This window comes from Streptococcus sp. HMSC10A01, assembly GCF_001807785.1.
GTDB lineage: Bacteria > Bacillota > Bacilli > Lactobacillales > Streptococcaceae > Streptococcus > Streptococcus gordonii.
This window is the reverse complement of record NZ_KV790983.1, coordinates 210,747-237,323: the sequence shown is the minus strand read 5'-3', so window position 1 is coordinate 237,323 and position 26,577 is coordinate 210,747. Positions and strand designations below refer to the sequence as shown.

The window sequence follows — 26,577 nt, the reverse complement described above, 5'->3', positions numbered from 1 at the left end:
CGTCAATCTATACAGACATCTAAGAATTTTCTCTTGGGTGTCTTTTTTAGTTATTCAACTCCCCCATAAAATTCTTCTATTACTTTCATAGAAAATATATATTAGCCAGGTTGGGAGAATCATAGTAGAATAGCTATCAAAATAGAAAAAGGAGTTTGGGGATGAAAATTTTTTCTTTATGGTCAAAGGTTTCTTTGGGGTTGCAACTCTTGATTGCTTTGGTTTTGGGTGTTCTTGTTGCTCTTGTATGGCCGCAATTTTCGGCTTTCTATCAATTTTTGGGACAAGCTTTTATCAGTCTGATTAATATGGTGATTATTCCGCTGGTATTTCCGGTTGTGGTCGTAGCAGTGGCTGGTGTGATTGGTAAGAAATCTTTTGGGAAGCTCTTGACAAAGAGTTTGCTCTATTTCTTTGGGGTCACGACAGTGATTACCTTGATCTTTGTCTTTGCTGCTTATTATCTAGGCTTTGGTCAAGGGGTCAATATCGGTCAGACTGGAGGAAATATTGATGGGATTGCTAAGAGTATCCAGTTAAATGAGTTCTTTCTCAGTTTTATTCCGGCTAATATTGTTAAGTCGCTTTCTGAAGGGGCTTTGCTTCCTATCATCGTCTTTGCGATATTCTTGGGTTATGGTCTTGGAAGTCTTAAGGAAGACAAGTCACAGAAGTTTATTGATTTATTGCAAATTTGGATTGAAGCCATTTACAAAATTGTCGGTGTGATTATCAAGTTATCACCAATTGGAATTTTCGGTTTTATTGCCAAAGATGTATCCACAACAGGAGTTGATAAGTTGATTGGTTTGGGTCAATTTGTAGCAGGGACTTATCTGGCTTATGCTGCTTTGGCTTTAGTGGTTTTTCCTTTGATTGCATTGGTTTTCGGAGTTCCTTATCTGACAAGTATTCGTCAGAATTGGAGTCTCTTGACTTTGGCTTTTGTTTCTGGTAGCTCCAGTGTTGTCCTGCCACCTCTGTTAAAAGATTTAAAGAAGCAGGGGCACGATGAGCATGTCATCGACCTGGTTGTGCCTTTGGGTTATACTTTTAATCTTGAGGGAGCGGCTGTCTATTTCTCGGTAGCTACTATCTTTATCGCTCATGCTTATGGAATTGCATTTTCTATTTCTGGTCTCTTATTTACCATCTTACTTTTAACCTTGGTTGGAAAGACTGCTGCAACAGTGCCTTCTGGAGCGATTGTTGTCTTGCTGGCTGCGGCGCCTCAATTGGGATTGCCAGTGGAAGGAGTTGCCTTGATTTTTGCGGTTGATTTCTTTGTTAATGCTGGTCGTACTGCCCTCAATGTTCTAGGCCAGGCTTTGGCTGTGAGTGTGATTGAAAAAACAGAAGGTCACGTAGTGGAAGAATCAAAAAGCAGCGAACTGGCTGTTCGGTATTCGTAAAGGAGAGAAGACTTATGAGTCAAGCAAAAGTATACGTTATTCATGAAAATTTGGAGTGGACGCAGCACTTGGTCAAATGGCTAGAGGAGAAAAATGTTCCCTATGAGCTGTGGGATTTGTCAAGTGGGATCTTAGATCTGCAGAGTCCGCCCCCAACAGGAATTTTCTATAATCGGATGTCAGCCTCTTCTCATACTCGGGGACACCGCTACGCACCAGAATTTACAGAGCAGGTTCTAGCTTGGCTGGAAGCTCATGGCCGTAAGGTCGTCAATGGTAGCGGAGCTATCAATCTAGAAATCAGTAAAATCAAGCAATATTTGAAACTTTCTGAAGCTGGGATTGCTTCTCCAGAGACAGTAGCTGTTTTGGGGCAGGAGAATATTCTGGAAGCAGCTAGAAAACTCAATATTTATCCTCTGATTACCAAGCATAATCGCGCTGGGAAAGGTTTGGGAGTGCAACTCTTTAACAGTGAGGCAGAATTAGAAGCTTATGTAGACAGTCCTGCTTTTGAGCCTTCTGTGGATGGGATCACTCTGCTTCAGGCCTATATCAAGCCCGTGGATGGCCGTATTCGTCGTTCGGAGTTTATCAATCAGAAGTTTCTTTATACAGTGTCGATTGATTCATCGGATGGTTTTCAGCTTTGCCCGGCAGATGGGTGTCAGATTGGACAAAGGCCTGCTCAGTTGGAAACATCAGATAAGTTTCAAATCACAGATCCTCTCCCTACTAGTCAAAGACAGGCTTATGAAACCTTCTTGGCTCAGGCTGGTATTGATGTGGCTGCTATTGAGTGGGTAGAGTCAGAGACAGGTCAGATCTATGTCTATGATGTGAACACCAATACCAACTATAATCCGACAGCCGAAGAAAAAGCAGGAATTTTTGCTCATCAGCATTTGGCAGAATATCTAAAGAACGAGCTGGTAGCATCCTATTCAGAATAAATTTAAAACAAACAAAAGCTTTCCGTTTTGGAGGCTTTTTGTTTTTTCTTCATTTCTAAAATATGACATCTGTCATTTTGTTTTTGTGACAAACGTTAGGTGAAGCGCTTACAAAGATTTGTTATATTTAGATTATTGAGATTGCTACTTTTTTATAAAGGAGTTAGGTGCTAAACAAGGTGTTCATTTTGAACAAGAAAAGGTGAAAGGAGTGCGTTATGTAGCAGTAATTTGGTTGTGAGGAGTCTGACTTTATTTTTAGAATATTGAGGTGCGTCATGAAAAATCATCAGGAAAAAGTGTGTAAAAATTGGTTTATGAGAAAAAGCGGTAAGCGTTGGGTTTTTGGTTGTGCCCTGCTGGCTTTTGGAGCTTTCTTATTAGATGGCGGTGGAGTGGTTTATGCAGATGAGGGTAAGGCTAATCCAGCCCCTGCTCAGGTCTTGCAGGCTGATTCATCAGCTGTCTCGGAGCCTGAAAGCGGGCAAACAGCTGTTCCTACAAGTAATGCCGATAAGACAGAAAACTCTGTTGCTGGAGAGACTGCTGCGACGGAAGCGAGTGGTCAGGATGCAGCAGTAGAGTCAGCCAATCAAAAGACTGATAAGGAAAATCAAGCCACAGCAAATGCTAAAGAGACCAAACAGGAAGAAGACAAACAGCCAGCAGCGAAGGAAGTTGCTTCGGAAAAACTCCCTGCCTTAGAGAGTGTAGATAAGCAGCCAGGCTTCAATACTAATTTGGCAGAAGCCAAGGGAGACAAAAATGGAGTTTGGGAAGTCCGAGAGCAAGGACTTTATAGTGATGCCAGAGGCAAAGGTGATAGTTTCCTTTACTCTCAAAGTCAGGGCAAGGATTTTGTTTACTCAACGGATGTAACTTTCCTCAGTAAGGAAGGGGCGGCAGCCCTCATTTTCCGCAGTAATAATAATCTGGATGACAAGAGCAGCTATGCAGTTAATATTGATGGTGGCAGCAACAATGTGAAGTTTTGGCGTTGGCAAGGCGGGCGTGATTATCAATTTATCAATGAAAAGCATATCGAGCCAACGAATGACAATAAATATCGGCTCAAGGTCGTTTCTATTGGCTCTTGGGTATCCTACTATGTCAATGATATTCTAGTAGCCAGCTCAGGAGATTACACGCTTCAGAGAGATGATAAGGGGCAGAATACTTATCTGTCAGAAGGTCATTTTGGCTTACTTAACTGGAATAGCGAGCTGCTTTTTCAAAATACCTTTTATAAAGAAATCACTCCTCAGTCTAATCCCGAGTTGGAGGATATAAGGGTGACTTCTTCGGTTGGGAAAGTAGAGCAGAAAGGTCAGTTTACTGCTCCTATTGCCATCCAGTATGTTAAGCATGATGCTGAGACTGTAGACTTGACTGTCGTAGCGAAAAATCCTGCTGCTAAGGTAAGCGTGACCGATGCTGCAGGTAGGGTTTATAGTGATTTGAAGAATATCCCGCTGGCAGTGGGGGCAAACTATCTGACTGTGACCAGTACTGTGACGGATGCGGATGGGCAGGAGGTCAGCCTGACTTACCGGCTCAATGTCCATCGTCGGCAGGCAGATGAGGTATACTACAATGAGTTCTATCGCGGTCAGTATCATTATTCGGTCAAGGACGGTTGGGCCAATGATCCCAACGGGCTGGTTTATTATAAGGGAGTCTATCATTTCTTCTATCAGTTTTACGACGATACCAAGTGGGGGCCTATGCACTGGGGTCATGCGACCAGCAAGGATTTGATTCATTGGGAAGAACAGCCGATTGCCTTTTATCCGGATGCTAATGGGGCTATGTTCTCAGGCTCTATCGTAGCAGATACTACCAATTCCTCTGGTTTGTTTGACAATGACCAGGGCGGTTTAGTCGCACTGATTACTGCCGACGGAAATGGTCAGCGCATCAAGTTAGCCTACAGTAAGGATGAGGGTCGGACTTGGACGAAGCTTGATCAAATTGCAGCTGACTGGACGGATGATCCATTGCAGTCTCAGGATTTTCGTGATCCCAAGGTCTTCCGTTGGGAGGGTAAATGGTTTATGGTCGTTGCAGGCGGACCGCTGAGAATTTATTCGTCTGATAATCTGCGTAATTGGAAGGTCGAGTCAACTTATGCGGATCTCCATACGGAGTGCCCAGATCTCTATCCTCTACTGGCAGACGATGGTAGCCTAAAATGGGTCCTGTCTCGTGGCGGGCGCTCCTATAAGGTCGGTGATTTTAGACAGGTGGAGGGCAAGTGGACCTTCGTCCCAGATGCTGAGTTTGCTCAGGCTGATCAGGTCATGAACTTTGGTAAAGATTCTTATGCGGCCATGACTTACTACGTTCAGGACTTTGGCAGCAAGGCTAATCCAACCCTACCCGACATTATCGAGTCTAACTGGATGAATACTTGGGAGGACTACTGTAATCTGGTAGCCGATACCGTCGGTCAGAAGTTCAACGGCACCTTCAACCTTAACCTCAAACTAGGCCTTATCAAGCAAGACGGCAGCTATCGGCTGACTCAGACGCCAATAGCAGCCTATCAGTCTCTGCGTCAGGAAGACAAGGCTGTGTTGTATAAAGACGTAGAAGTCAGTGAGAAGAATGGGCTGTTGAAAGGTTTTTCCGGTGATCAGTATGAAATTGTCTCTACTTTTCGGCCGAGTGAAACGACCAAGAAAGTCGGTTTTAACCTGCGGGTTGGAGATGGAGAAGTGACTAGAGTTACCTATGATTTAGAAAAGGAAACTCTCTCTATTGACCGCAGCCGGTCCGGCATTATTCTCAGTAATAAATTTGCTCAGGTGGATAGTCAATCCGTCAAGCGCAATGCAGATGGCAGCATAGATCTGCATCTCTACGTAGATCGCTCCAGCCTAGAAGTCTTTGCCAAAGGATATACTGTAGCGGGTGCCAATCAGATTTTCCCTGCGCCAAATAGCCTTGCGGCTAGTGTGTTTGTAGAAGGTGGTGCAGCTAAGGCTGACATTGCTCTTTATCCGCTGAAGGGCATCTGGAAAGACAAGCAGGCAGTGACCAAACCACTGGAACTAGTGCAGGCTTCTCCTGTAACAAATAATATTTATGTCGGTGATAGTTTGGATTTGAAAGCATATGTCATGCCAGCAAGTGTCTCTCAAGCGGTCAGCTGGAGTGTGGATCAGCCAGAGCTGGTCTCTGTCACGGAAGATGGCAATAAGCTACGAGTGACTGCTCTGCAAAGAGGGGTGGTCAAGGTAACGGCAACCTCTAAGGAAAATCCAAGTCTTTCCAAGGTCTTCACCATCAATATCAGCCGTAATGACTTTAAGACCAATGTTCCAGATCTAAAAGCTGTTTCCGGTAAGTGGTATGTCGACGGTGAAAGTCTCTATAATCAGAATACCAGCGCCAATGATTATTATATGGGAGGTCAGAAGATACCTTTCCCTGAGTATAACTTGGATGTGGATCTCAAGTATCAAAAAGGCTTGATTAACATCTTCTATGCGTCTGAAAATGTTGATCCTCGCAATGCTTATTCTATTCAATTTGGCGATAATGATGAGATTCGACTTTACCGCTTTATGGGAGAGACGATTGCAGAAAGTAGCATGAATGGCAAGCATCTTAATGACGGCCAGTTCCACCATGTTAAGCTAGTGAAAACTAAAAATGGTGTCAGTGTATCTGTGGACGGTGTAGAATACCTGAACCACCAATTTGATACGGTTGAGCCTTATTATAATGATGCCTACGTCGGTCTGGGACTCTGGGATGGGGACTTGGAAGCTCGCAATTTCTTTGTGACCAATCTTCATGCGCCAGCAGTTAATAAGGCTTCTCTGCAGAAAGTGGTAGACAATACGGCTAGTCTAGATCCGAGCCTCTACACAGATGAGACAGTTCAGGCTTACAAGGCAGCCTTGGCTCGAGCTCAGTCTCTCTTGGCAGATGAAAAAGCGGAGCAGGCAGATTTAGATAGAGCAGAGCAGGATCTGAAGACAGCTCTTGCTGCCCTGGCTCTGAAACCAAGTCATCAGGTCACTCCGGAAGAAGGAATAAAAGACCTAGTGGAAGAAAAGCCGTTCTTAGAAATCGTAATGGAAGAGATTGCATATCAGACTCGAGAACAGGAAAATCCAGAACTGGAACAAGGGCAGCGGCGGATACTTGTAGCTGGTCAAAAGGGTCAAAAGCGAGTCTTTGTAGAAGTCTTGAACGGTCAGCGAACCATCCTCGGTCAGGAAGTGCTCTCTCTAGCAGTTGACGAACTAGTAGAAGTTGGCAGCAAGGTGGTGGTGGCTGAAAGTGCTAAACAGCCTTTGACAATAGCCCAGCCTCAAGCTCTGAAGCAAGGTGAGGAAGGAAAAGTTATTACGACGCCAAGATTGCACCCAACTCCCGACTCAGCTCTGCCTAAGACTGGCACTCAAGAAGATAAGTTTCTGCCTCTGGCTGGTTTAGCTTTTCTGGGAATGAGGCTTCTAGCTGGAAGAAAGAAACAAGAAGACTAAGGTGCTAAGCAATGGTTATTTGCACATAAAAAGGATGGGTGTTTTCCCATCCTTTTTATATATAGATACGGCTTGTGAAATGATTAGTTTTTGGCTGGGCATGCTCTAGTATCTGGCAAGAAATTCTACTACATACATCTACTTGCTTTTTATCCCTCTATCTGAACTTGCATCCGGATGAACATATCGCGGTGCTGCTCCTGGAGTTGTGGCTGTTCATGAATGACCTCGCAGATATAATCGCCCACAGGAGTATATCCAGCTTGGGTCAGAGCTTGGTGAAAATGCGGCAGAACTTTAAGTTCATCTGCAAAGGAAGAGCAGTAAGCAACAGCATAATTTCCTGCCGGCAGCAACATTCGATTTAAGTGAGGGAGTTCATTAGGAGTATGATGGAAGAGACAGAGTTGCTTGGAAATCCATCTTTCTTTTTGGAAATCTTCTTGTTTCATAATGGAGCCAACACGGCTGAAATGGGTGAAAAAAGGACTGTAACGCAGGATTTCTTGCTTGAAGCAGCGTAGAGCAAGTTCGTATTCTTCACTTTTCATTTGATAAATATTTTGATCAATTTCAAAAATAAGCAGCTGCCGTTCAGGAAAAGTTTGGATTTCCAGTTCTTGCTCGCTCTGTTTTTCGCCATAGATACGGGCACCAGACCGAAAGATTTCGATTTCTTGGATTTGTTTTTCTAAATTCTCTTTTTCCTCTAGAAGGCGCTGATAGCGTTCCTCGATAAGCTGGTGCAGTTGAAAATGGTCTTTATCAGATAGGATTTCTTTGATGTCTTCTAGAGAAAAATTCAGTTGACGCAGGTACTGAATGGAGTCAACCAGAGAAGATTGATTGATGTGGTAGTAGCGATAGTTGGTTTCTGGATCGACTTTATAGGGTTTTAAAAGACCGATTTGGTCATAGAATCTTAGAGTTTGGATGGAAATCTGATTTATTTGGGAAAACTCTCCTATACGCAAAATTTTTTTCATTTTTTAAAACCCTCTATTGACTCTCTAGTTACTAGAGATATTATACTATAATTGTGAAAATAATAATAATCAATGGAGGGTTTGCCATGAGAAATACAAAAATTCGTGCTGTTCAGTATGGCTGCGGCAAGATGTCTAAAGTGATTTTCAAGTATCTACTGGATCACGGTGTAGAAATCGTAGGAGCTATTGATAACAATCCTGCTTTAGTAGGGCAGGATGTTGGTGATTTTGCAGAGCTAGGTTATAAGACTGGTGTCCTGATTTCTGATAATGCTGAACGTGTCTTTGGAGAGTGTGACGCTGACATTGCCATTGTCACCATTGCTTCCTATATGCCGGAAATGTATGATTTTTTTGAAACAGCCATCAAGCATGGAGTTAATATCATCACGACCTGTGAGGAAGCGATCTACCCTTGGACGACGTCGCCATCCGAAACAAACCGCTTGGACAAGCTGGCTAAAGAATATGGTGTCACTGTAATGGGCTCAGGCATGCAGGATATTTACTGGATTAATATGCCTTGCTTGGCTATGTCTGGCCTTAATCGCATTCAAAAGGTGAAAGGGATTGTCAGCTATAATGTGGAAGATTATGGTCTGGCTTTGGCAGAAGCGCATGGTGCTGGTTACGATTCAGAGCGATTTGAAAAGGAAATTGCCAGTGCTGAGAGTCTGCCGTCCTATATGTGGAATGCTGCTGAAGCCATTTGCTCTAAGATGAACTGGACCATTCAGGATATTTCACAAAAGAGCGTTCCTTACATTTTGGATGAAGATGTTTATTCTGAAACGCTGGGACGTACAGTTCCGGCGGGGCAAGTAACGGGTATGTCAGCTGTGACAACCATTCATACCCATCAGGGAATTGAGTTAGAAGTAGAGTGTATTGGCAAGGTCTATCGTGAAAATGACGGAGATATGTGTGATTGGGAAATTACTGGTGAGCCAAATCTAGTCTTCTCAGTCAGAAAGCCTGATACTGTAGCCTTGACCTGTGCCACTATCGTCAATCGAATCCCTTCTGTGTTAGATGCACCGGCAGGTTATGTGACTTCAGAGTTGGCGCGTGACTTGGCCTATCCGACCTATCCACTTCATACCTATGTGAAAAAATAACAAAGCTTATAACTAAAAATACACCTCCCGCATCAATTGGGAGGTGTGTTTTTAAGTATTAATTTTCCTTTTTCTTCAAAAGGAAGAATCCGGCAGAGCAAGCGATTAAAATACTTGCTAGCTTGAAGCCTTCAGTCATTTCTTGTGTTCCAGTTTTTGGAAGAGACTCTCTGCTATAGGTCAAAGAAATCTCTTGAACAGGATCAACTTTAGTTGCAGGTTTAAAATCAAGTCTTGTTTGATTTGGAGCTTGATAGGTCTTGCTTGGAGCCTGGTAAGTAGGAGGCGTTAATGGCTGAGGTTGAGGAATAGGATTTGGAGTTGGACTTGGCAAGATATAATCTGTCAAGTTTGCCAATTGACTACCAAAGACAGCATTGGATATCCAACGGTAGAAGTGAATTGTATGCAAGCGGTTGGTAGGATTTCCAGCATATACAAATAATGGATTTTCGTTGTATTTCCCAGAGATAGCTACAATTTTGTTAGCCAGTTTTTCGTTGCCTGGCCACCATCCAGCTATATAGTAATCACTGCCAGCGATTGTTGCCAAAGTTTTGAAGTTGGCTGGAGCCTTGGCAATCCAGTTTCCTGAGTTAGAATAGAAGAGGTCGTTCTTATTATAGCCACTAGTCAGTGGGTCTTGATCATCTATAATTGCTTTCATGAGGCCTTCAAAATCACTGCCACCAGAGAATTTTTCAGCGTCAAATCCGTCGATAAGCCCCAATTTTTCGAGTCTTTGCATAGCAGAACCACCAACGACGATGGTTGGCTTGAGACCGACCAGGGATTTGTCAAAATTATTGCTTTCTAAAACAACAACATCAGCTTCCTCTGGGGTATCGACAAGATCAAAGCCTAGATTTTTTAGTGCTAGAGCTGTATGTGTAGGCGAATCAACACCTGCCCAATAAAATTGATGAGGAGGTGAATAGACTTTCAGGGCTTTCAGGCTTGGGCCGTTAGGAACCTTATAGAGTGCATCCCCGTAGATGGCATAATCTCCCAGCAAGTTTTCGAATGTCGGTGTATCAACGATATATCCATCGTCTGTTAGATAGACTTTCTTTCCTTGGCGAATGGCTTGGTTAACTGCTTTTACGGCACTGTCAGATGTATTTGCAATCACATAGTAAGGAGCTGAGTGGTTAATTTCGCTTGTACGAGTAGCACGAAGAGCTGTTACGTCTCCTAATTTTCCGTCAAAGAGTTTATCTTTGAAGACTGCTTCCGCTTTAAAGCCACGCATGTCTGGGAAATTCACTAAAAGTTCGGCATACATAGCTGACCAAGCGGATTCATTAGAACCTTTATAAAGGATATGGTTGGCATAGCCTCGTTTAGCTTGGGCCATATCAACAACCAGGTCCCCTTTCTTATAGTTGCCTACATCTTCCTTCAATTCTTTAAGAGTGACACCATTTCTCTTGAAGTATTCAATCATATTGAAGGCTTGTTGGGAGTCGTTGTTTTTATCAAGTCCCATTGGAATGACATAATAGTCAGGGAAGAATTTCTTTTGACCATTCTTGATCCGTCCAACGACCTTACCATCAGGTCCTACTAATTCATTCTCTGCTTTAGGATCTTCTATCTTATTGATACCTCTGAGATAGAAGTTGAGGCGCATTTCCATCAATTTATCTGGGTTTTGGGATAAGTAAGAAATACCTCCCAATACTGCGTGGTATCCAGCTTTATAGGACTCTTGATTTCCTTCAGGTATTTCGATTGTATGCCCTAAGATACCATGGTACATAGCGTAAACTCCAGTATAGCCGGAGAAGGAATCATCCCAGCCATCACCCCAGTCTAGTTTAGGGATAATATAGCTGTCATACTTAGAGTTAGCAACGCCGGCACGTCCCATGTGGTGGGCGTTTTCCAGCATATTTTCTGACAAGAGGTCATATTCGAAGTTGGGATCATGAGGTGGTGTTGCTGGTTCGATCAAGAATTCTTTAACGAATCCATGGATGTCATAAAGAGCAATAGGATTCCATTTATTGATGAGGCCAGCGACAGTTCGAGTTTCAGGATTGGCCTGATAACTTGTGTCACGGTTTGGGTCAATTCCATTAGCGAGTGCACGAGTATTGGCAACATCTCCGTCCGGATTTTCTGTGAAGTTAAATAAGAAAATAAATTTCTTGAGGAGTTCCTTGACACTAAGAGTAACATTTTTGGCAAGTCCATTAGCATCAGTTGTCTGGAAAGAAATAAGATCTTTAGTGGCAAAGGTATTGAAAAGTCCAGTGATGATATCGATGGCGGGCTGTTCATCAGCATGGGTATTGTTGATAAGGACTGGGAGCTTATAATCCAGTGTACCGTTCTTTAAGGCAGCCAGCATTTCGGCAGGTTTTGTGAGGGTTTTTGGATTGGTTGTATTGAGGTAGTCATCGATGCTCTTTTGATCGGAGCTAATGATGCCCAGTTTGACATCTCGTCCTTGCGCGCTCTTGCCAATCGTTTCGATTTGGACCAAACGATCATCTTTAGCTTCTTGCCGACTTTTTTCGATAGAGGCCAGCATTTCGTCGTGGGTATGGAAGTCTTCATATGGTCTTAGGACAATGTTTTTGCGAATAGTAAGTCCTAAATCTTCACTGACCCCGACTAATTCATGATTTCCCATAAAATTGCGGTAGGTTCTGCGAATATTGTTGGGTGTTCGTAAACTCAGATCTTGGCCAAATAGTTCGTTAAATTTCAGAGATAGCTTGAGGTCGTTTCCTTCGGCTTTTTCTTCTATGGTAACAAAAGGATCTCCGGAGAAGGTACCGTCTTCCATTTTCCATGTTTTCCACTCGCTAATTGGCTTATTATCAAGTGTCCAGTTAATTTTGTTGGCTTTGGCACCTTGTTCTTGAACGGTTTCCTCAATGCTTGCTTTTTCAGACATATAAACCTTACTGTCCGCAAGCTGAACTTTTGAGTCTTCGCTACTTGCTGCACGTGTTTCAGACTTATCAGGTGCAGTAGTGTTTTCAGAGCTAGTTTCCTTTTTGTTTTCTGCTCCTGTGGCTGGGCTAGTAGCCGTTTCGCTTGTAGTCTTATCCGATTCGGCTACAGGCTGAGTTTCCTTATTAGCAGTATCTGCCTGAGGTTGATCAGAATGATCTTCTGTTTTCTCGGCACTGACCGGAGTAGGATTTTCGACAAGACTACTTACAGGACTTGCTTCTTGTGGCGCTTCAGTCGGATTTAGCGTATCGGCAGCTACGTTTCCTTGGGCTAGAACAGCTAGAAGGGTTGCGGCTGACAGGCTAAGAACCTGAGTATATAAGCGTTTCTTATAGGTGTCTTTCATAAGAGACCTCCTTTGTAATGTGTTCTTTAATCTTACTATATCAATTTTTGTAATCGTTTTCAAGAAAAAGCATAGATAAAAAATATGCTTTCAATAGACAAATCTGAGAATCTTGTCTTGCAATTCCATCTATGAGCCTTGTCGAACAAGAAATGACGGGCTTATTTTATATGGATGAATTATGGATTCCTGCCTAAAATAGAAGAGTGAGAAGAAAGCATGTATAAGCTCGTCTGAGGAATTTCTACAATTCCATGCAAAATCACATCTTTTATGCTACAATAATACAAACAAAAAATGGATTGGAGTCGACAATGAAAGCAATTATTACGGTTGTTGGGAAAGATAGATCAGGGATTGTTGCGGGAGTCTCAACTAAGATTGCAGAGTTGGGATTGAATATAGATGATATTTCACAGACAGTTTTGGATGAATTTTTTACGATGATGGCTGTTGTTTCAAGTGAAGAAAAACAAGATTTTGCAGCTCTTCGTAGTGAATTTGAAAGCTTTGGTCAGACTCTTAACGTCAAAATCAATATTCAAAGTGCAGCTATTTTTGATGCCATGTACAATATCTAAGGAGTGAAGGATGGATATTAGACAAGTTACAGAAACCATTGCCATGATTGAGGAGCAGAATTTCGACATTCGGACTATCACCATGGGTATTTCACTCTTGGACTGCATCGATACAGACATTGATCTGGCTGCTGAGAAGATTTACCAAAAAATCACGACCAAGGCTAAAAATTTGGTGGCAGTTGGGGACGAAATTGCTGCAGAGCTCGGGATTCCTATCGTCAACAAGCGGGTCTCAGTGACTCCGATTTCTCTGATCGGAGCGGCTACGGATGCTACAGATTATATTCCTTTGGCTAAGGCTCTGGATCGAGCGGCTAAGGAAATCGGAGTAGACTTTATCGGTGGTTTCTCTGCCTTGGTCCAAAAGGGCTATCAAAAAGGCGATGAAATTCTCATTAATTCTATTCCACGAGCTTTAGCGGAGACGGACAAGGTCTGTTCTTCTGTCAATATCGGTTCAACAAAAACTGGTATTAATATGACGGCAGTTGCAGATATGGGACGGATTATTAAGGAAACAGCCCAACTGTCTGACATGGGTGCAGCTAAATTGGTCGTCTTTGCCAATGCGGTAGAGGACAATCCTTTCATGGCGGGTGCCTTTCATGGTGTCGGTGAAGCAGATGTGGTCATCAACGTCGGTGTTTCAGGACCTGGTGTTGTCAAGCGGGCTTTGGAAAAGGTTCGTGGCGAGAGCTTTGACGTGGTGGCTGAAACAGTCAAGAAAACGGCCTTCAAGATCACGCGTATCGGTCAGTTGGTTGGTCAGATGGCCAGCGAACGTCTGGGCGTTAAGTTTGGGATTGTTGACTTGAGTTTGGCTCCAACGCCAGCAGTCGGAGACTCAGTGGCCCGTGTTTTGGAAGAAATGGGCTTAGAAACAGTAGGTACCCATGGCACAACAGCAGCGCTTGCCCTGCTCAATGACCAAGTCAAAAAAGGTGGTGTCATGGCCTGCAATCAAGTGGGTGGTCTATCTGGTGCTTTCATTCCTGTTTCAGAAGATGAGGGCATGATTGCGGCTGTGCAAAACGGTTCGCTCAATCTAGAAAAGTTAGAAGCTATGACAGCCATCTGCTCAGTAGGTTTGGATATGATTGCTATCCCTGAGGCGACGCCGGCTGAAACCATTGCAGCCATGATTGCCGATGAAGCAGCGATTGGCGTCATTAATCAAAAGACGACAGCTGTGCGGATTATTCCAAAGGGCAAGGAAGGCGATATGATTGAATTTGGCGGACTCTTGGGAACAGCTCCGGTCATGAAGGTAAATCAGGCTTCGTCAGCTGCCTTTATCGCGCGTGGTGGACAGATTCCAGCGCCGATTCACAGTTTTAAAAATTAATAAGAAAATCGGGTCTGTGCAGACAGGCCTTTTCGATTGAACAAGGAGAAGAGATGACAAAAACGAGATTATTTATCATTCGGCATGGGAAGACAATGTTTAATACCATTGGCAGAGCTCAAGGTTGGTCAGATACTCCTCTGACAGCTGAAGGGGAACGTGGTATTCGAGCGTTGGGGATTGGATTAAGAAAATCAGGCCTTTCCTTTGTAAAAGCTTACTCAAGTGACTCGGGTCGAACCATCCAGACTATGGGGATTGTGTTGGAGGAACTTGGCTTGACTGGGCAAATCCCTTATACCTTTGATAAAAGAATCAGAGAGTGGTGTTTTGGCAGTTTTGATGGTGCTTATGGTGGAGAACTCTTCCACGGTGTCATTCCTCGTGTTTTGAAGACAGATAACTACAAGGAACTTAGCCTACCGGACTTAGCGAATGGCTTAGTTGAAGTAGATACTGCAGGTTGGGCGGAACCATGGGATAAGCTCAGTGGTCGGATTTTAGACGGCTTTGAAGCTATTGCAAAAGATGTAGAGGCTTCCGGTGGTGGGAATGCTTTGGTAGTCAGCCATAGCATGACAATCGGTACTCTTGCTTATTTAATTGACGAAGAGATTAAGAAGAATCCTGGAGTTGAAAATGGAAGTGTGACGGTTGTCGAATATGCCAATGGAAAACTATCCATTGAAAGTTTGGGAGATGTGTCCTATCGTCAAGCTGGTGCAGAGGTTTTAAATAGTCGCTGACAGGAATGGTCTTGATTTTTTCCTAAAAGTGGTATAATAAAGGAAGAATAAGGGAGGCAAGTAAATGTCAAAAACAAGATTGTATATCGTCCGTCACGGTAAAACCATGTTTAATGCGATTGGTCGAGCGCAAGGATGGTCGGATACTCCTCTGACAGCTGAAGGTGAACGAGGAATTCGAGAGTTAGGGTTGGGTCTAAAAGATGCTGGTATAGACTTTAAGCGGGCTTATTCTAGCGATAGTGGTCGGACTATTCAAACCATGGGAATCATTTTAGACGAGCTGGGTTTGAGAGATAAGATCCCTTACCGTACAGACAAACGCATTCGTGAATGGTGCTTTGGTAGCTTTGATGGGGCCTATGACGGAGAACTCTTTATGGGAGTCATGCCCCGTGTCTTTCATGTCGAACATGTCCACCAGCTTAGCTATCCAGAATTAGCAGAAGGATTGGTAGAAGTGGATACAGCGGGCTGGGCAGAATCTTGGCCTAAACTCAGTGGCCGTATTTTAGATGGTTTTGAGAGTATTGCTAAAGAAGTTGAGGCGCTAGGAGGAGGAAATGCTCTGATTGTCAGTCATGGTATGACGATTGGAACCTTCGCTTGGTTGATTGACCACGCAACGCCTCGAGGTTTAGGTCTACACAATGGCAGTGTAACTGTAGTGGACTACGAAGATGGTAAGTTTACGATTGACCGGATTGGAGATATGTCTTATCGTGAAGTGGGCGCTAAAATAATGGAGTAATAAGTTGAAACACGCTAAACATCTAAGAGTAAAGAGAAAATCCAAGGCCAAGAAGGTTGGCTTGACGATCTTACTATTACTTATCTTGACCCTAGTCATTGGTGGGACGGTTATTTATTTCTGTCCATCCTTACTGAAGAATCTTCTCAGCTATGTTCAGGTTTCGAGTCAAGTGAGTAGTGCTACTAAGCTAAGTAGCTCTAAATCTTCAGAGTTAACAAGTTCTGATTCTGATTTACCCAAGGTGTCTTCAGCGGATTGGAATTTAGTCTTGGTTAACCGTGATCATCTACAGGAGGAAAAGACGCCATCTTTGACTCAGGTTGGGGAAATCCGGGTGGATAGTCGTATTGCTGAGAATACTCGGCAGTTCCTTACTGCGGCTCAGACCATAGCTCCAGGAGAAATACTAATTTCTGGTTATCGGAGTCGTGCAGAGCAAGAAGAGCTCTTTAATGAGAATGTTGCAGCAGAAGAGTCTAAGGGTGTGTCACATGAAGAGGCTGTCAGTGCTGTCCAGAAACAGATTCAGCTTCCAGGAGCTAGTGAACATCAAACAGGTTTGGCTATTGATATGAGTGTTCCTGAAGGTCTGGAGGATGAACTAGCTGCTAAGATAGCTCAGCTGGCTCCACAATATGGCTTTGTCCTTCGCTATCCCGAAGGCAAGAGTAATATTACTGGAGTGGATTTTGAACACTGGCATTACCGCTATGTCGGTGTAGAGAACGCCCAATATATGCAAAAGCACAATCTAGTTCTGGAAGAGTACATCGCATTACTAAAGGCAGCAGAAAAATAAATCAAGTAAGTCAGGTTTTCCTGGCTTTTTTTATCGAGAAATTTGCATTATTGTGGCCAATGTGATATATTTATAACATAAGATGTGATATATTTATAACACTACAGGAGGGTTTGTCATGAAAAAAGGTCAAAAGTTAGTCTTGTTACTACCTTTGTGGATTCTGGTCTTTTGGAGAGATTGGGCGGTTTTATCTGGGATTGTTCGATTTAGCTTGCTGGAAAAGTTGATATTGATTTGTGGGACAGGAATTGGTCTATTTTTTGCTACTTGGGGTGCTTTAAAAAGCAAACAAAATGAAGTTAGGGAGAGGAAGATTTTCTCTATTAAAGAAAAATTAAATGGTATCCTCGTTTTATCTGCCTCGTCTATCTATACACTAGGCATTTGGCTCAGTACGCCATCTGCTGGTCTTTTAAAAGAAATAGTGATGGCGCTAGGTCTTCTAGTGCAGCTGATTTTTCTTGGTTATTTTATCTTAAGAAAAGCAGATGAAGAAGCAGATGAGCGTTTTTATGCAAATTTATCTAAGGCTGCCATGACAGCATTTGCTAGCAGTATAGTCGTTCTGTTAACCTTAGCCTTGCTTTTAACGATCATGAAGGAGCTGTATATTCCAGGAGGTATCTTTTTTATAGTAGCAGGGGTGCTGGTCTTACTTTTCAATTTTGTATTCATGTATTTGGAAAGTAGAGGGGCATGATGGGGAAAGTAAGCAATCTTATTACAAGTTTGAAGTCTACTCGTGAGGCTCGTGGCATGACCCAGCAAGAGTTGGCAGAGCGTATAGGTGTCAGGCGAGAGACGATTTTGCATCTAGAAAATAATCGTTACAATCCCTCTCTTGAAATGGCTCTAAAAATTGCACGAGTCTTTGATTTGAAGATAGAGGATCTATTTGAGCTAAAAGAATAATTTAAGTAAGATCCCTATATAAACTCTTGACAACTATATCGGACTGCGATATAATAAATATATCAAGATTCGATATATCGAAGTGAAAGGGAGAAGCAAAGATGAGTGGATTGACAGAAAAACTCAGGCGAGTCTATGTACCGATGACAGAGACAGGATTCTATATTCTCTTTTGTCTCCAGAAAGAAAGGCATGGCTACAGTATTACTCAAAAAGTCAAGGAATTGACAGAAGGTCAGTTGTCAATTAGTCCAGGAACCATGTATGGAACCTTGTCCAAAATGGAAAAGGATGGTCTGATTGCCTTTGTTCGCGAGGAAGAAAAGAGGAAGCTCTACCAGATTACAGATCTTGGGCAGAAGATTTTGAACTTGGAAATTCAGCGGATTGAACGCCTTTACCGGAATAGTAAGGAGGATGTTTGATGGGAAAGAAAGTCGTCTACAGGATCTTTACCATTGCAGACTACGATAGAGAAGCGGCTTATTTAAAAAAGATGCATGGCCAAGGCTGGAAGTTGAAAAAAGTAAACTATTCCCCTTTTATAATTGCAGTTCGTTATACTTTTGAAAAAACTTCACCTCAGGAAATGGCCTATCAGTTAGATTTTCGTCCTATAAAGAAGGCGGAGCGAGACTCCTATTATCAACTATTCAAAGATTGTGGTTGGGAGCATATTACAAATTTTAATCAATTTTCCTATTTCCGCAAGCCAGCTTCTCAGCTTGATGCGGAAAGTGACCTTGAGATCTATAATGATGCCTGGTCTAAGCTAGAAATGGTCAAGCGTTTGCTTATATGGCGGTTTTTGCCAGCCCTTGTAGCTTTGTTTTTTGCTACTTATTTAGTTTTAAGTGTAGCTCAAAAAGGTTCAGATGTAGATTGGCTAGTAAAATGTATCTTATTAATAGATACGATATTGTTATTTATTTTATTTGGTCAACTGGTTCATATCGGCTTGAGTTTCTGGAGAATGAAGCAGGAGCTCAAAGACTGATAAGTTTTTTATCAATTGTTTTTATGAAAGCGAGGATAATGATGAAAAAAACGATTATTGAAGTTCAAGGCTTGAAAAAGAAGTTCAAAGAACAAGAAGCCTTGGCAGGAATTGATTTTTCCATTCAAGAAGGAGAGATTTTTGGCTTCCTAGGACCATCTGGATCAGGAAAAACAACGACTATTAATATCTTGACTGGGCAGCTAGAGGCAGATGCTGGAACAGCTCATGTGCTATCTGAAACGGTTGAGGATTTAAAGGTAGAAGTCCTAGAGCAGATTGGGATTGTCAGTGATACGAGTGGCTTTTATGAGAAGATGTCGCTTTACAACAATCTCAAGGCCTATGCTATGATCTTTGGTGTTGATATGAAGAAGGTTGATGAGCTTCTTCAAAAAGTGGGGCTCTATGATAGTCGCAACAAGGTGGCTGAAAAGCTATCTACAGGTATGAAGCAACGGATGCTATTGGTCCGTGCCTTGATTAATCAGCCTAAATTGCTCTTTTTGGATGAGCCGACCAGTGGTTTGGACCCGTCAACTTCCCGAACAATCCATGACTTGCTACTGGAACTAAAAGCTCAGGGAACAACTATTTTTCTGACGACACATGATATGCAGGAAGCTACACTTTTGTGCGATCGTTTGGCTTTATTGCATAAGGGTAAGTTGGTCGAAGTAGGCAGTCCGCATGAGATTATCCAAAAGTACAATACAGATAAGAAAGTTCGTTTAGAATATGTAGATTTGACAACGAAGACGGTGGCCTTTGAGGAATTGCAAGGAGGCATGGATCTGTCAACTGTTATCAGTATTCATTCTTGCGAACCAACTTTAGAAGATGTTTTCATCACTTTGACAGGAGGTACCTTAAATGTCTAATAAATTAAAAGGTATGATTTGGCTGAGAGGTCAAGTGACATTAGCAAATAAAAGTATTCTATTACAAGTTCTCATGCCGGTTTTCTTCGTTTTTCTTTATAAATTTATTTTTTCACTGAATGGAGCGGGTCAAGAACTGGGAGCAGACAGACTAGCTACCTTGTTAATGAATATTTCTTTGCCCTTCTCTTTAGCCATGTCTGTTGGGACACCCATTATTATCATCTTAGCTGAGGAAAGGGAAAAACATAATTTGCAAAGTTTGCGCTTGGCTGGTGTGACAGCGGGTCAATACATTCTCTCCGCTTTAATCTGGCCCACGATTATTGGGATCTTTTATATCATCATTACCCCGATTTTGATAGGAGCCAAGCTTTCTAATCAGGTATTCAGCTATGGTTTGGTTCTCTTGTTAACTTTGCTAGTCTTAATTTTCTTTTTCTTAATGGTTGGTCTGTTTTGTAAAAATCAAGTCATGGCTCAATCCCTTAGTGTTCCGGCTATGCTCTTGGTAGCTTTTATTCCTATGTTTTCAAATATGAATGAGGATTTATTTAAGGTTCTGCGTTATAGCTTTTTGGGCCTCTTTACTATTTTTATGAAAGATTGGTCTAACTTCCAATTTTGGAGTGGAGAACTTTTGGCTCTCGTTCTCTGGCTACTTCTTTTTGCAGGACTTTCCTTCTACTTAATGAGTCACATGAAATCCTTGGATGATTAAACTAGGTCTTTAGACTGATTTTTAGCACTCTTGTAAAAAGAGTGCTAATTTTTTGAGTTTTTATCTTGACATTGTTTCGGAAGAGTGTATAATAGAATCATGAGTTAGCACTCGAGGTTATCGAGTGCTAACAAAGAAGGGATCTTGAATGGAGGTGGTACCGTGGTAACGGAGCGTCAAAATGAGATTTTAAATTTGATTATTGATATCTTTACCAAGACTCACGAGCCAGTAGGATCTAAAGCTTTACAGGATTCTATCAATTCGAGTAGTGCTACTATCCGAAATGATATGGCAGCTCTAGAAAAACAGGGACTATTGGAGAAGGCTCATACATCTAGTGGTCGTAAACCTAGTGTTGCTGGTTTTCAGTACTTCGTCAAGCATTCGCTATCTTTTGATCGTCTAGCTGAGAATGAACTTTATGAGGTTATCAAGGCCTTTGACCATGAGTTTTTCAACTTGGAGGACATTCTTCAACAGGCAGCGGACCTTCTAGCTAAGCTGAGTGGTTGCACAGTTGTTGCCTTGGATGTCGAACCCAGTCGGCAACGTTTGACAGCATTTGATATCGTAGTACTCAGTCAGCATACGGCTCTAGCAGTCTTCACTCTAGATGAGTCCAATACTATCACCAGTCAGTTTATGATTCCGCGCAACTTCCTAAGAGAAGACTTGGATAGGCTTAAAGCTTTGGTTCAGGAGCGATTTTTGGGACAGACAGTCTTGGATATTCACTACAAGATTCGGACGGAAATTCCTCAGATTATCCAGCGCTATTTCACTACGACAGATAATGTCATTCATCTGTTTGAGCATATCTTCGGTGATATTTTCAAAGAGAATGTTATTGTGTCCGGCAAGGTTGGCTTGTTGAATTTTTCAGATTTGAAGGCCTATCAATTCTTTGATGATTCACAGAAGGTGGCCTTTGAGATTAGAGATAGTCTAGCCGAGGATCAGATGCAAAGTGTGCGCGTGGCAGATAGCCGAGAAAGTTGCTTGTCTGATTTGACCATTATTTCTAGCAAATTTCTGATTCCTTACAGAGGATTTGGAATTTTAGCAGTCATTGGACCAGTCAATCTCGACTATCAGCGAGTGGTCAGCCAGGTTAATGTGATTAATCGTGTCTTGACTATGAAACTGACGGACTTCTATCGCTACCTCAGTAGTAATCACTATGAAGTTCACTAATTACAGTATAATCATTCCTAAAAAGGAGGTGCCTTGTGGCAAAACATAAACATAAAGAACATCCAGAAGATGTAGAAGTAAAAGAAACTGTCGAAACAGCTGAGCAGGCTGAATCAGCAAGTCCCGAAAAATCAGAATTAGAACTAGCAAATGAGCGGGCAGACGATTTTGAGAATAAATATCTCCGTGCTCATGCAGAAATGCAAAACATCCAACGCCGTGCCAATGAAGAGCGTCAGCTCTTGCAACGCTATCGTAGTCAAGATTTAGCGAAAGCGATCTTACCTTCTTTGGACAACCTTGAGCGTGCTCTTGCTGTTGAAGGATTGACAGACGATGTCAAAAAAGGATTGGAAATGGTGCAAGAAAGCTTGGTTCATGCTCTCAAAGAAGAGGGCATCGAAGAAATTCCGGCCGATGGAGAATTTGACCATAACTATCACATGGCTATTCAAACAGTGCCAGCTGATGACGAACATCCAGCAGATACCATCGCACAAGTCTTCCAAAAAGGCTACAAACTCCATGACCGCATCCTAAGACCGGCTATGGTGGTAGTATATAACTAAGATATAGAGCCCGAAAAAGCTCACAGTAAAAATAGGGGATTGACGAAGTGTTCGATGAACACAAGGAAATCTATCTTTTTTACCCAGAGCTTAGGGCGAGTTCGATTAGGCGGTAAGTCATAAATCTGTGATTTCGTTGACGTACCCCCGCAAGGCTGATTAGGCTGGTCACGAGAGTTTCGAAGTGAATTGCCAATCAGCTACTGCGTATCATTTCGACTTCTCATGTCGTAACTTACATAATAGAAAACTCGTCCGAAATGACAATAAACTATGAAGAAAGATAAGAGGCAAGTTTGAGGCTTGCAAGGAAGATATTTCCCACCGTGGTGAAAGTTTCAGTAGCCCGTGCTACTGAAACAGGGGATTTTTGAGACAATAGGCTCAAAAATAAGTGATGAAATCCCGGAGGGAGTTGCTCACGTCCCCACCACTTAAGGGGAATATTAAGAAAAATCAAAAATAGAATATAAAACTTAAGGAGAAAAACACATGTCTAAAATTATCGGTATTGACTTAGGTACAACAAACTCAGCAGTTGCAGTTCTTGAAGGAACTGAAAGCAAAATCATCGCAAATCCAGAAGGAAATCGTACGACTCCATCTGTAGTATCATTTAAAAATGGCGAAATCATCGTTGGTGATGCTGCAAAACGTCAAGCAGTAACAAACCCAGATACAGTAATCTCTATCAAATCTAAGATGGGTACTTCTGAAAAAGTTTCTGCCAACGGTAAAGAATACACTCCACAAGAAATCTCAGCTATGATTCTTCAATACTTGAAAGGCTACGCTGAAGAATATCTTGGTGAAAAAGTAACCAAAGCAGTTATCACCGTACCAGCTTACTTTAACGACGCACAACGTCAAGCGACTAAAGACGCTGGTAAAATCGCTGGTCTTGAAGTAGAACGTATCGTTAACGAACCAACTGCAGCAGCTCTTGCTTATGGTTTAGACAAGACTGACAAAGAAGAAAAAATCTTGGTATTTGACCTTGGTGGTGGTACATTTGACGTATCTATTCTTGAATTGGGTGACGGTGTCTTCGATGTATTGGCAACTGCAGGAGACAACAAACTTGGTGGTGACGACTTTGACCAAAAGATTATCGACCACATGGTTGCAGAATTTAAGAAGGAAAATGGCATCGACTTGTCAACTGACAAGATGGCTCTTCAACGTTTGAAAGATGCAGCTGAAAAAGCTAAGAAAGACCTTTCAGGTGTGACTTCAACTCAAATCAGCTTGCCGTTCATCACAGCAGGAGCTGCAGGTCCTCTTCACTTGGAAATGACTCTGACTCGTGCGAAATTTGATGATTTGACTCGTGATCTTGTAGAACGTACAAAAACTCCAGTTCGTCAAGCACTTTCTGATGCAGGCTTGAGCTTGTCAGAAATCGACGAAGTCATCCTTGTTGGTGGATCAACTCGTATCCCAGCTGTTGTAGAAGCTGTTAAGGCTGAAACTGGTAAAGAACCAAACAAATCAGTGAACCCTGATGAAGTGGTTGCCATGGGTGCGGCTATCCAAGGTGGTGTGATCACTGGTGATGTCAAAGACGTTGTCCTTCTTGACGTAACCCCATTGTCACTTGGTATCGAAACAATGGGTGGCGTCTTCACAAAACTTATCGATCGTAACACTACTATTCCAACATCTAAATCACAAGTCTTCTCAACAGCAGCGGACAACCAACCAGCCGTTGATATCCACGTTCTTCAAGGTGAACGCCCAATGGCAGCAGATAACAAGACTCTTGGACGTTTCCAATTGACAGATATCCCAGCTGCACCTCGTGGAATTCCTCAAATCGAAGTAACATTTGATATTGACAAGAACGGTATCGTGTCTGTTAAGGCCAAAGACCTTGGAACTCAAAAAGAACAAACAATTGTCATCCAATCTAACTCAGGTTTAACTGATGAAGAAATCGACCGTATGATGAAAGATGCAGAAGCAAACGCTGAAGCAGATAAGAAACGTAAGGAAGAAGTAGACCTTCGTAACGAAGTTGACCAAGCAATCTTTGCAACTGAAAAGACTATCAAGGAAACTGAAGGCAAAGGCTTTGATGCAGAACGTGATGCTGCCCAAGCTGCCCTTGATGACCTTAAGAAAGCGCAAGAAGACAACAACTTGGACGAAATGAAAGCAAAACTCGAAGCTTTGAACGAAAAAGCTCAAGGACTTGCTGTTAAACTTTACGAACAAGCCGCAGCAGCACAACAAGCTCAAGCAGGAGCAGAAGGCGCACAAGCAACAGGAAACGCAGGCGATGATGTTGTAGACGGAGAGTTTACTGAAAAGTAAAATAATTTATAGGAGGGGAGTTTATGTCAACTATTTACACTACTAATGAGTGGAAGGGACACGGAAAGAATTACTACTGGAATGAATATCGTTTAGAAGGCGATACAGTTGTAAAATATAAGTGTTCTCGCAGTAAATTTTTTGATGGCGATGAAAATGTCTGGAGTGAGGATGAACATGAGGTTGAATCTTGGAGTCTTGATGATGATTCAATGCCAGATTGGTTGAGAAACTATCTATAAATTTTTTTAACAGAGGTTGCAACCCAGCCTCTGTTTTTCGGTAAGATAGAGGGCGATGCTTATGAAAAAAGCACTTTGTATCATTTATCCTAATTTTTCACTTTATGAAGTAGTTGGTCTGACCAGTACTTTAGCTCTATCTTTTGGTATTGAAATCGATTATGTTGGTTCAGATAGAAATGTTATAAGGTCGGAAGATGGATTAGCCTGTCAACCTACTAGAACACTGGATGAAGTAGTTATCGAAGACTATTCTTGTGTGATTTTGCCAGGGATGATAAATATTGCCCCTGCTTTGCACGATGAAAAATTGATTTCTTTCCTAAGAAGTTTGAATCAGCAAGAGATTTTGATTGCAGCTATTTCCTCAGCGCCCATTTTATTGGCGAAAGCAGGCTTATTGAAGGACACGAAATTTACTGGTGGGATTTGGCAAAACTTCTTTGACTATTTTGAATTTCTTCCACGGGAAAATTTCAAAGCTAAAGCTGTCCTGCAAGATAAAAATATCATTACTGCTGTCGGCTTTGCACACCAAGAGTTTGCAAGAAAAGTGCTTCTTAGTCTAGGCTTGGTAGGTAATGCTGACAACTATTTTAAAGAACGGAATCAGTATTCAGAAGAGGAATTGATATTCAATTTGTCAGAAGAAGAATTTGCTGAGATGAAACAGAGCATAAAAAACAACTTCTAAGAATTTTCTTAAAATTTAAAGAAAGGAACAAGGGTGTTCGCAACTGAACACGGGTTCCAAAAATTCTAATTCAATATAAAAGAAAGGAACTGAACCCGACCTAAATCGAGGGTTGGTTTCGAAAACATTATAGAAAGGAACAAGAGTGTTCGCAACTGAACACGGGTTCTAAAAATTCTGACTCAATATGAAAGAAAGGAATTGAACCCGACCTAAATTCTCAGAAAAAAGAGAAATCTGTCTAGGAGCGTCGCTCCGTCGCCTGATTTCCTATTTTTCAGTCGAATTTTACGGTCTTGGTATCTTATATGAACAATACAGAATATTATGACCGTCTAGGTGTCTCAAAGAATGCTTCACAGGATGAAATAAAGAGAGCCTATCGGAAATTATCAAAAAAATATCACCCAGATATTAATAAAGATCCTGGGGCAGAAGATAAGTACAAAGAGGTCCAAGAGGCTTATGAGACTTTAAGTGACGAGCAGAAAAGAGCGGCCTATGATCAGTATGGTGCTGCTGGAGCCAATGGTGGTTTTGGCGGTGGCGCAGGTGGCTTTGGAGGCTTTGATGGAGCTGGCTTTGGTGGTTTCGAAGATATCTTCTCAAGTTTCTTTGGTGGCGGTGCTTCGCGAAATCCAAATGCTCCTCGTCAGGGTGACGATCTTCAATATCGTGTAAATCTCAAGTTTGAAGAGGCTATTTTTGGTACTGAAAAGGAAATTAAGTACAATCGGGAAGCGTCTTGTCGTACATGTAGCGGATCAGGTGCTAAGCCAGGGACAAGTCCAGTGACTTGTGGACGCTGTCATGGCTCAGGTGTCATCAATGTAGATACGCAAACTCCTCTGGGCATGATGCGTCGTCAAGTGACCTGTGATGTCTGTCATGGACGCGGAAAAGAAATTAAGGAACCTTGTACGACCTGTCATGGAACAGGACATGAAAAACAAGCCCACAGTGTCCATGTTAAAATCCCAGCAGGTGTGGAAACTGGCCAGCAAGTTCGCTTAGCAGGCCAAGGAGAAGCAGGTTTCAATGGTGGCCCTTATGGAGACTTGTATGTAGTCGTCAATGTCGAACCAAGTGATAAGTTTGAGCGAGATGGATCTACTATGTACTACAAGCTCAATCTAAACTTCGTTCAGGCCGCTCTTGGAGACAGTGTGGATGTTCCAACCGTTCACGGGGATGTTGAGCTCAATATCCCAGAAGGAACTCAGACTGGCAAACGATTCCGCTTGCGTGGCAAGGGAGCTCCTAGTCTCCGTGGTGGAGGTATGGGCGACCAGTATGTTACTGTTAACGTTGTGACCCCAACGGGACTGAATGACAAGCAAAAAGCAGCGCTCAAGGACTTTGCGGCTGCAGGAAATATCAGTGTAAACCCTAAGAAAAAAGGCTTCTTTGACCATATTAAAGATGCTTTTGATGGGGAATAAAAGAAAGGTAGAGAGTGGACTGAAGTTGTAGTTCGCTCTCTTTTTTAGATTTAAGATCTTTGGAAATGCTACTTTAAAATATAGGTAT

Annotated in this window: 23 protein-coding genes; 21 read left to right on the top strand and 2 right to left on the bottom strand. The window is 42.3% G+C overall.

Annotated features, from left to right (window positions below; translation table 11 throughout):
* Window positions 1-161 precede the first annotated feature (161 nt).
* From HMPREF3108_RS08270 to HMPREF3108_RS08260, 3 genes are all read left to right on the top strand, one after another.
* Window positions 162-1,412 carry a dicarboxylate/amino acid:cation symporter gene (locus HMPREF3108_RS08270; RefSeq protein WP_061597229.1) on the top strand — a complete coding sequence of 417 codons (1,251 nt, stop codon included), beginning with the start codon at window positions 162-164 and terminating at the stop codon, window positions 1,410-1,412.
* Window positions 1,413-1,426: 14 nt separating this feature from the next.
* Window positions 1,427-2,365 carry an ATP-grasp domain-containing protein gene (locus HMPREF3108_RS08265; protein WP_070494208.1) on the top strand — a complete coding sequence of 313 codons (939 nt, stop codon included), beginning with the start codon at window positions 1,427-1,429 and terminating at the stop codon, window positions 2,363-2,365.
* A gap of 278 nt (window positions 2,366-2,643) precedes the next feature.
* Complete coding sequence (locus tag HMPREF3108_RS08260; protein ID WP_061594024.1) at window positions 2,644-6,864, top strand: GH32 C-terminal domain-containing protein; 4,221 nt, start codon at window positions 2,644-2,646, stop codon at window positions 6,862-6,864.
* 149 nt (window positions 6,865-7,013) lie between these two features.
* Here the strand turns inward: HMPREF3108_RS08260 and HMPREF3108_RS08255 are convergent, their stop codons facing one another.
* Window positions 7,014-7,850 (bottom strand): MerR family transcriptional regulator, encoded by an 837-nt coding sequence (locus tag HMPREF3108_RS08255; protein WP_045634315.1) that lies wholly within the window; start codon window positions 7,848-7,850, stop codon window positions 7,014-7,016.
* Window positions 7,851-7,936: 86 nt separating this feature from the next.
* Here HMPREF3108_RS08255 and HMPREF3108_RS08250 point away from each other — a divergent pair, with 86 nt between their 5' ends.
* Window positions 7,937-8,971: an NAD(P)H-dependent amine dehydrogenase family protein gene (locus HMPREF3108_RS08250; protein ID WP_070494207.1), complete on the top strand. Its 1,035-nt coding sequence runs from the start codon at window positions 7,937-7,939 to the stop codon at window positions 8,969-8,971.
* A gap of 58 nt (window positions 8,972-9,029) precedes the next feature.
* Here HMPREF3108_RS08250 and HMPREF3108_RS08245 read toward each other — a convergent pair whose 3' ends face one another.
* Complete coding sequence (locus tag HMPREF3108_RS08245) at window positions 9,030-12,287, bottom strand: LPXTG-anchored zinc carboxypeptidase (RefSeq protein ID WP_070494205.1); 3,258 nt, start codon at window positions 12,285-12,287, stop codon at window positions 9,030-9,032.
* Between the two features lie 314 nt (window positions 12,288-12,601).
* On the opposite strand from HMPREF3108_RS08245, the gene HMPREF3108_RS08240 reads away from it, so the two are divergent.
* The 17 genes from HMPREF3108_RS08240 (at window position 12,602) to dnaJ (ending at window position 26,489) form a co-directional block, all read left to right on the top strand.
* Complete coding sequence (locus HMPREF3108_RS08240; RefSeq protein ID WP_011999901.1) at window positions 12,602-12,868, top strand: ACT domain-containing protein; 267 nt, start codon at window positions 12,602-12,604, stop codon at window positions 12,866-12,868.
* Between the two features lie 10 nt (window positions 12,869-12,878).
* Window positions 12,879-14,216 (top strand): PFL family protein, encoded by a 1,338-nt coding sequence (locus tag HMPREF3108_RS08235; protein WP_053794142.1) that lies wholly within the window; start codon window positions 12,879-12,881, stop codon window positions 14,214-14,216.
* Window positions 14,217-14,269: 53 nt separating this feature from the next.
* The gene (locus tag HMPREF3108_RS08230; RefSeq protein WP_070494204.1) at window positions 14,270-14,962 is read left to right on the top strand and encodes a histidine phosphatase family protein; all 693 of its coding nucleotides are present in this window, start codon (window positions 14,270-14,272) and stop codon (window positions 14,960-14,962) included.
* 64 nt (window positions 14,963-15,026) lie between these two features.
* Window positions 15,027-15,713, top strand: a complete 687-nt coding sequence (locus tag HMPREF3108_RS08225; RefSeq protein ID WP_070494203.1) for a histidine phosphatase family protein — start codon at window positions 15,027-15,029, stop codon at window positions 15,711-15,713.
* A gap of 4 nt (window positions 15,714-15,717) precedes the next feature.
* Window positions 15,718-16,515, top strand: a complete 798-nt coding sequence (locus tag HMPREF3108_RS08220) for a M15 family metallopeptidase (RefSeq protein WP_070494200.1) — start codon at window positions 15,718-15,720, stop codon at window positions 16,513-16,515.
* 118 nt (window positions 16,516-16,633) lie between these two features.
* Window positions 16,634-17,218, top strand: a complete 585-nt coding sequence (locus HMPREF3108_RS08215) for a DUF3796 domain-containing protein (RefSeq protein ID WP_070494198.1) — start codon at window positions 16,634-16,636, stop codon at window positions 17,216-17,218.
* Window positions 17,218-17,430 carry a helix-turn-helix transcriptional regulator gene (locus HMPREF3108_RS08210; protein ID WP_045634307.1) on the top strand — a complete coding sequence of 71 codons (213 nt, stop codon included), beginning with the start codon at window positions 17,218-17,220 and terminating at the stop codon, window positions 17,428-17,430. Before HMPREF3108_RS08215 ends, HMPREF3108_RS08210 begins: the two co-directional genes overlap by 1 nt.
* A 101-nt stretch (window positions 17,431-17,531) precedes the next feature.
* Entirely contained in the window at window positions 17,532-17,855 is a 324-nt protein-coding gene (locus HMPREF3108_RS08205; protein ID WP_061411477.1) for a PadR family transcriptional regulator, read from the top strand.
* Entirely contained in the window at window positions 17,855-18,427 is a 573-nt protein-coding gene (locus HMPREF3108_RS08200) for a DUF2812 domain-containing protein (protein ID WP_070494196.1), read from the top strand. Before HMPREF3108_RS08205 ends, HMPREF3108_RS08200 begins: the two co-directional genes overlap by 1 nt.
* 23 nt (window positions 18,428-18,450) lie before the next feature.
* Window positions 18,451-19,308, top strand: coding sequence for an ABC transporter ATP-binding protein (locus HMPREF3108_RS08195; protein WP_070494194.1), 858 nt, complete (start codon window positions 18,451-18,453; stop codon window positions 19,306-19,308).
* A complete protein-coding gene (locus HMPREF3108_RS08190) occupies window positions 19,301-20,029 on the top strand; it encodes an ABC transporter permease (RefSeq protein ID WP_070494192.1) in 729 nt (242 codons plus the stop codon). The genes HMPREF3108_RS08195 and HMPREF3108_RS08190 overlap by 8 nt, the downstream gene beginning before the upstream one ends.
* 162 nt (window positions 20,030-20,191) lie before the next feature.
* Window positions 20,192-21,226 carry a heat-inducible transcriptional repressor HrcA gene (gene hrcA / locus HMPREF3108_RS08185; protein WP_011999912.1) on the top strand — a complete coding sequence of 345 codons (1,035 nt, stop codon included), beginning with the start codon at window positions 20,192-20,194 and terminating at the stop codon, window positions 21,224-21,226.
* Window positions 21,227-21,261: 35 nt separating this feature from the next.
* Window positions 21,262-21,795 carry a nucleotide exchange factor GrpE gene (gene grpE, locus HMPREF3108_RS08180; protein ID WP_070494191.1) on the top strand — a complete coding sequence of 178 codons (534 nt, stop codon included), beginning with the start codon at window positions 21,262-21,264 and terminating at the stop codon, window positions 21,793-21,795.
* 492 nt (window positions 21,796-22,287) lie between these two features.
* Window positions 22,288-24,111 (top strand): molecular chaperone DnaK, encoded by a 1,824-nt coding sequence (gene dnaK / locus HMPREF3108_RS08175; RefSeq protein WP_045505634.1) that lies wholly within the window; start codon window positions 22,288-22,290, stop codon window positions 24,109-24,111.
* A 23-nt stretch (window positions 24,112-24,134) separates the two neighbouring features.
* On the top strand, window positions 24,135-24,353 hold the full coding sequence (locus HMPREF3108_RS08170; RefSeq protein WP_003026202.1) for a hypothetical protein: 219 nt from the start codon (window positions 24,135-24,137) through the stop codon (window positions 24,351-24,353).
* Between the two features lie 61 nt (window positions 24,354-24,414).
* On the top strand, window positions 24,415-25,047 hold the full coding sequence (locus tag HMPREF3108_RS08165) for a DJ-1/PfpI family protein (protein ID WP_070494189.1): 633 nt from the start codon (window positions 24,415-24,417) through the stop codon (window positions 25,045-25,047).
* Window positions 25,048-25,355: 308 nt separating this feature from the next.
* On the top strand, window positions 25,356-26,489 hold the full coding sequence (gene dnaJ, locus HMPREF3108_RS08160) for a molecular chaperone DnaJ (protein ID WP_070494188.1): 1,134 nt from the start codon (window positions 25,356-25,358) through the stop codon (window positions 26,487-26,489).
* Window positions 26,490-26,577: the final 88 nt, after the last annotated feature.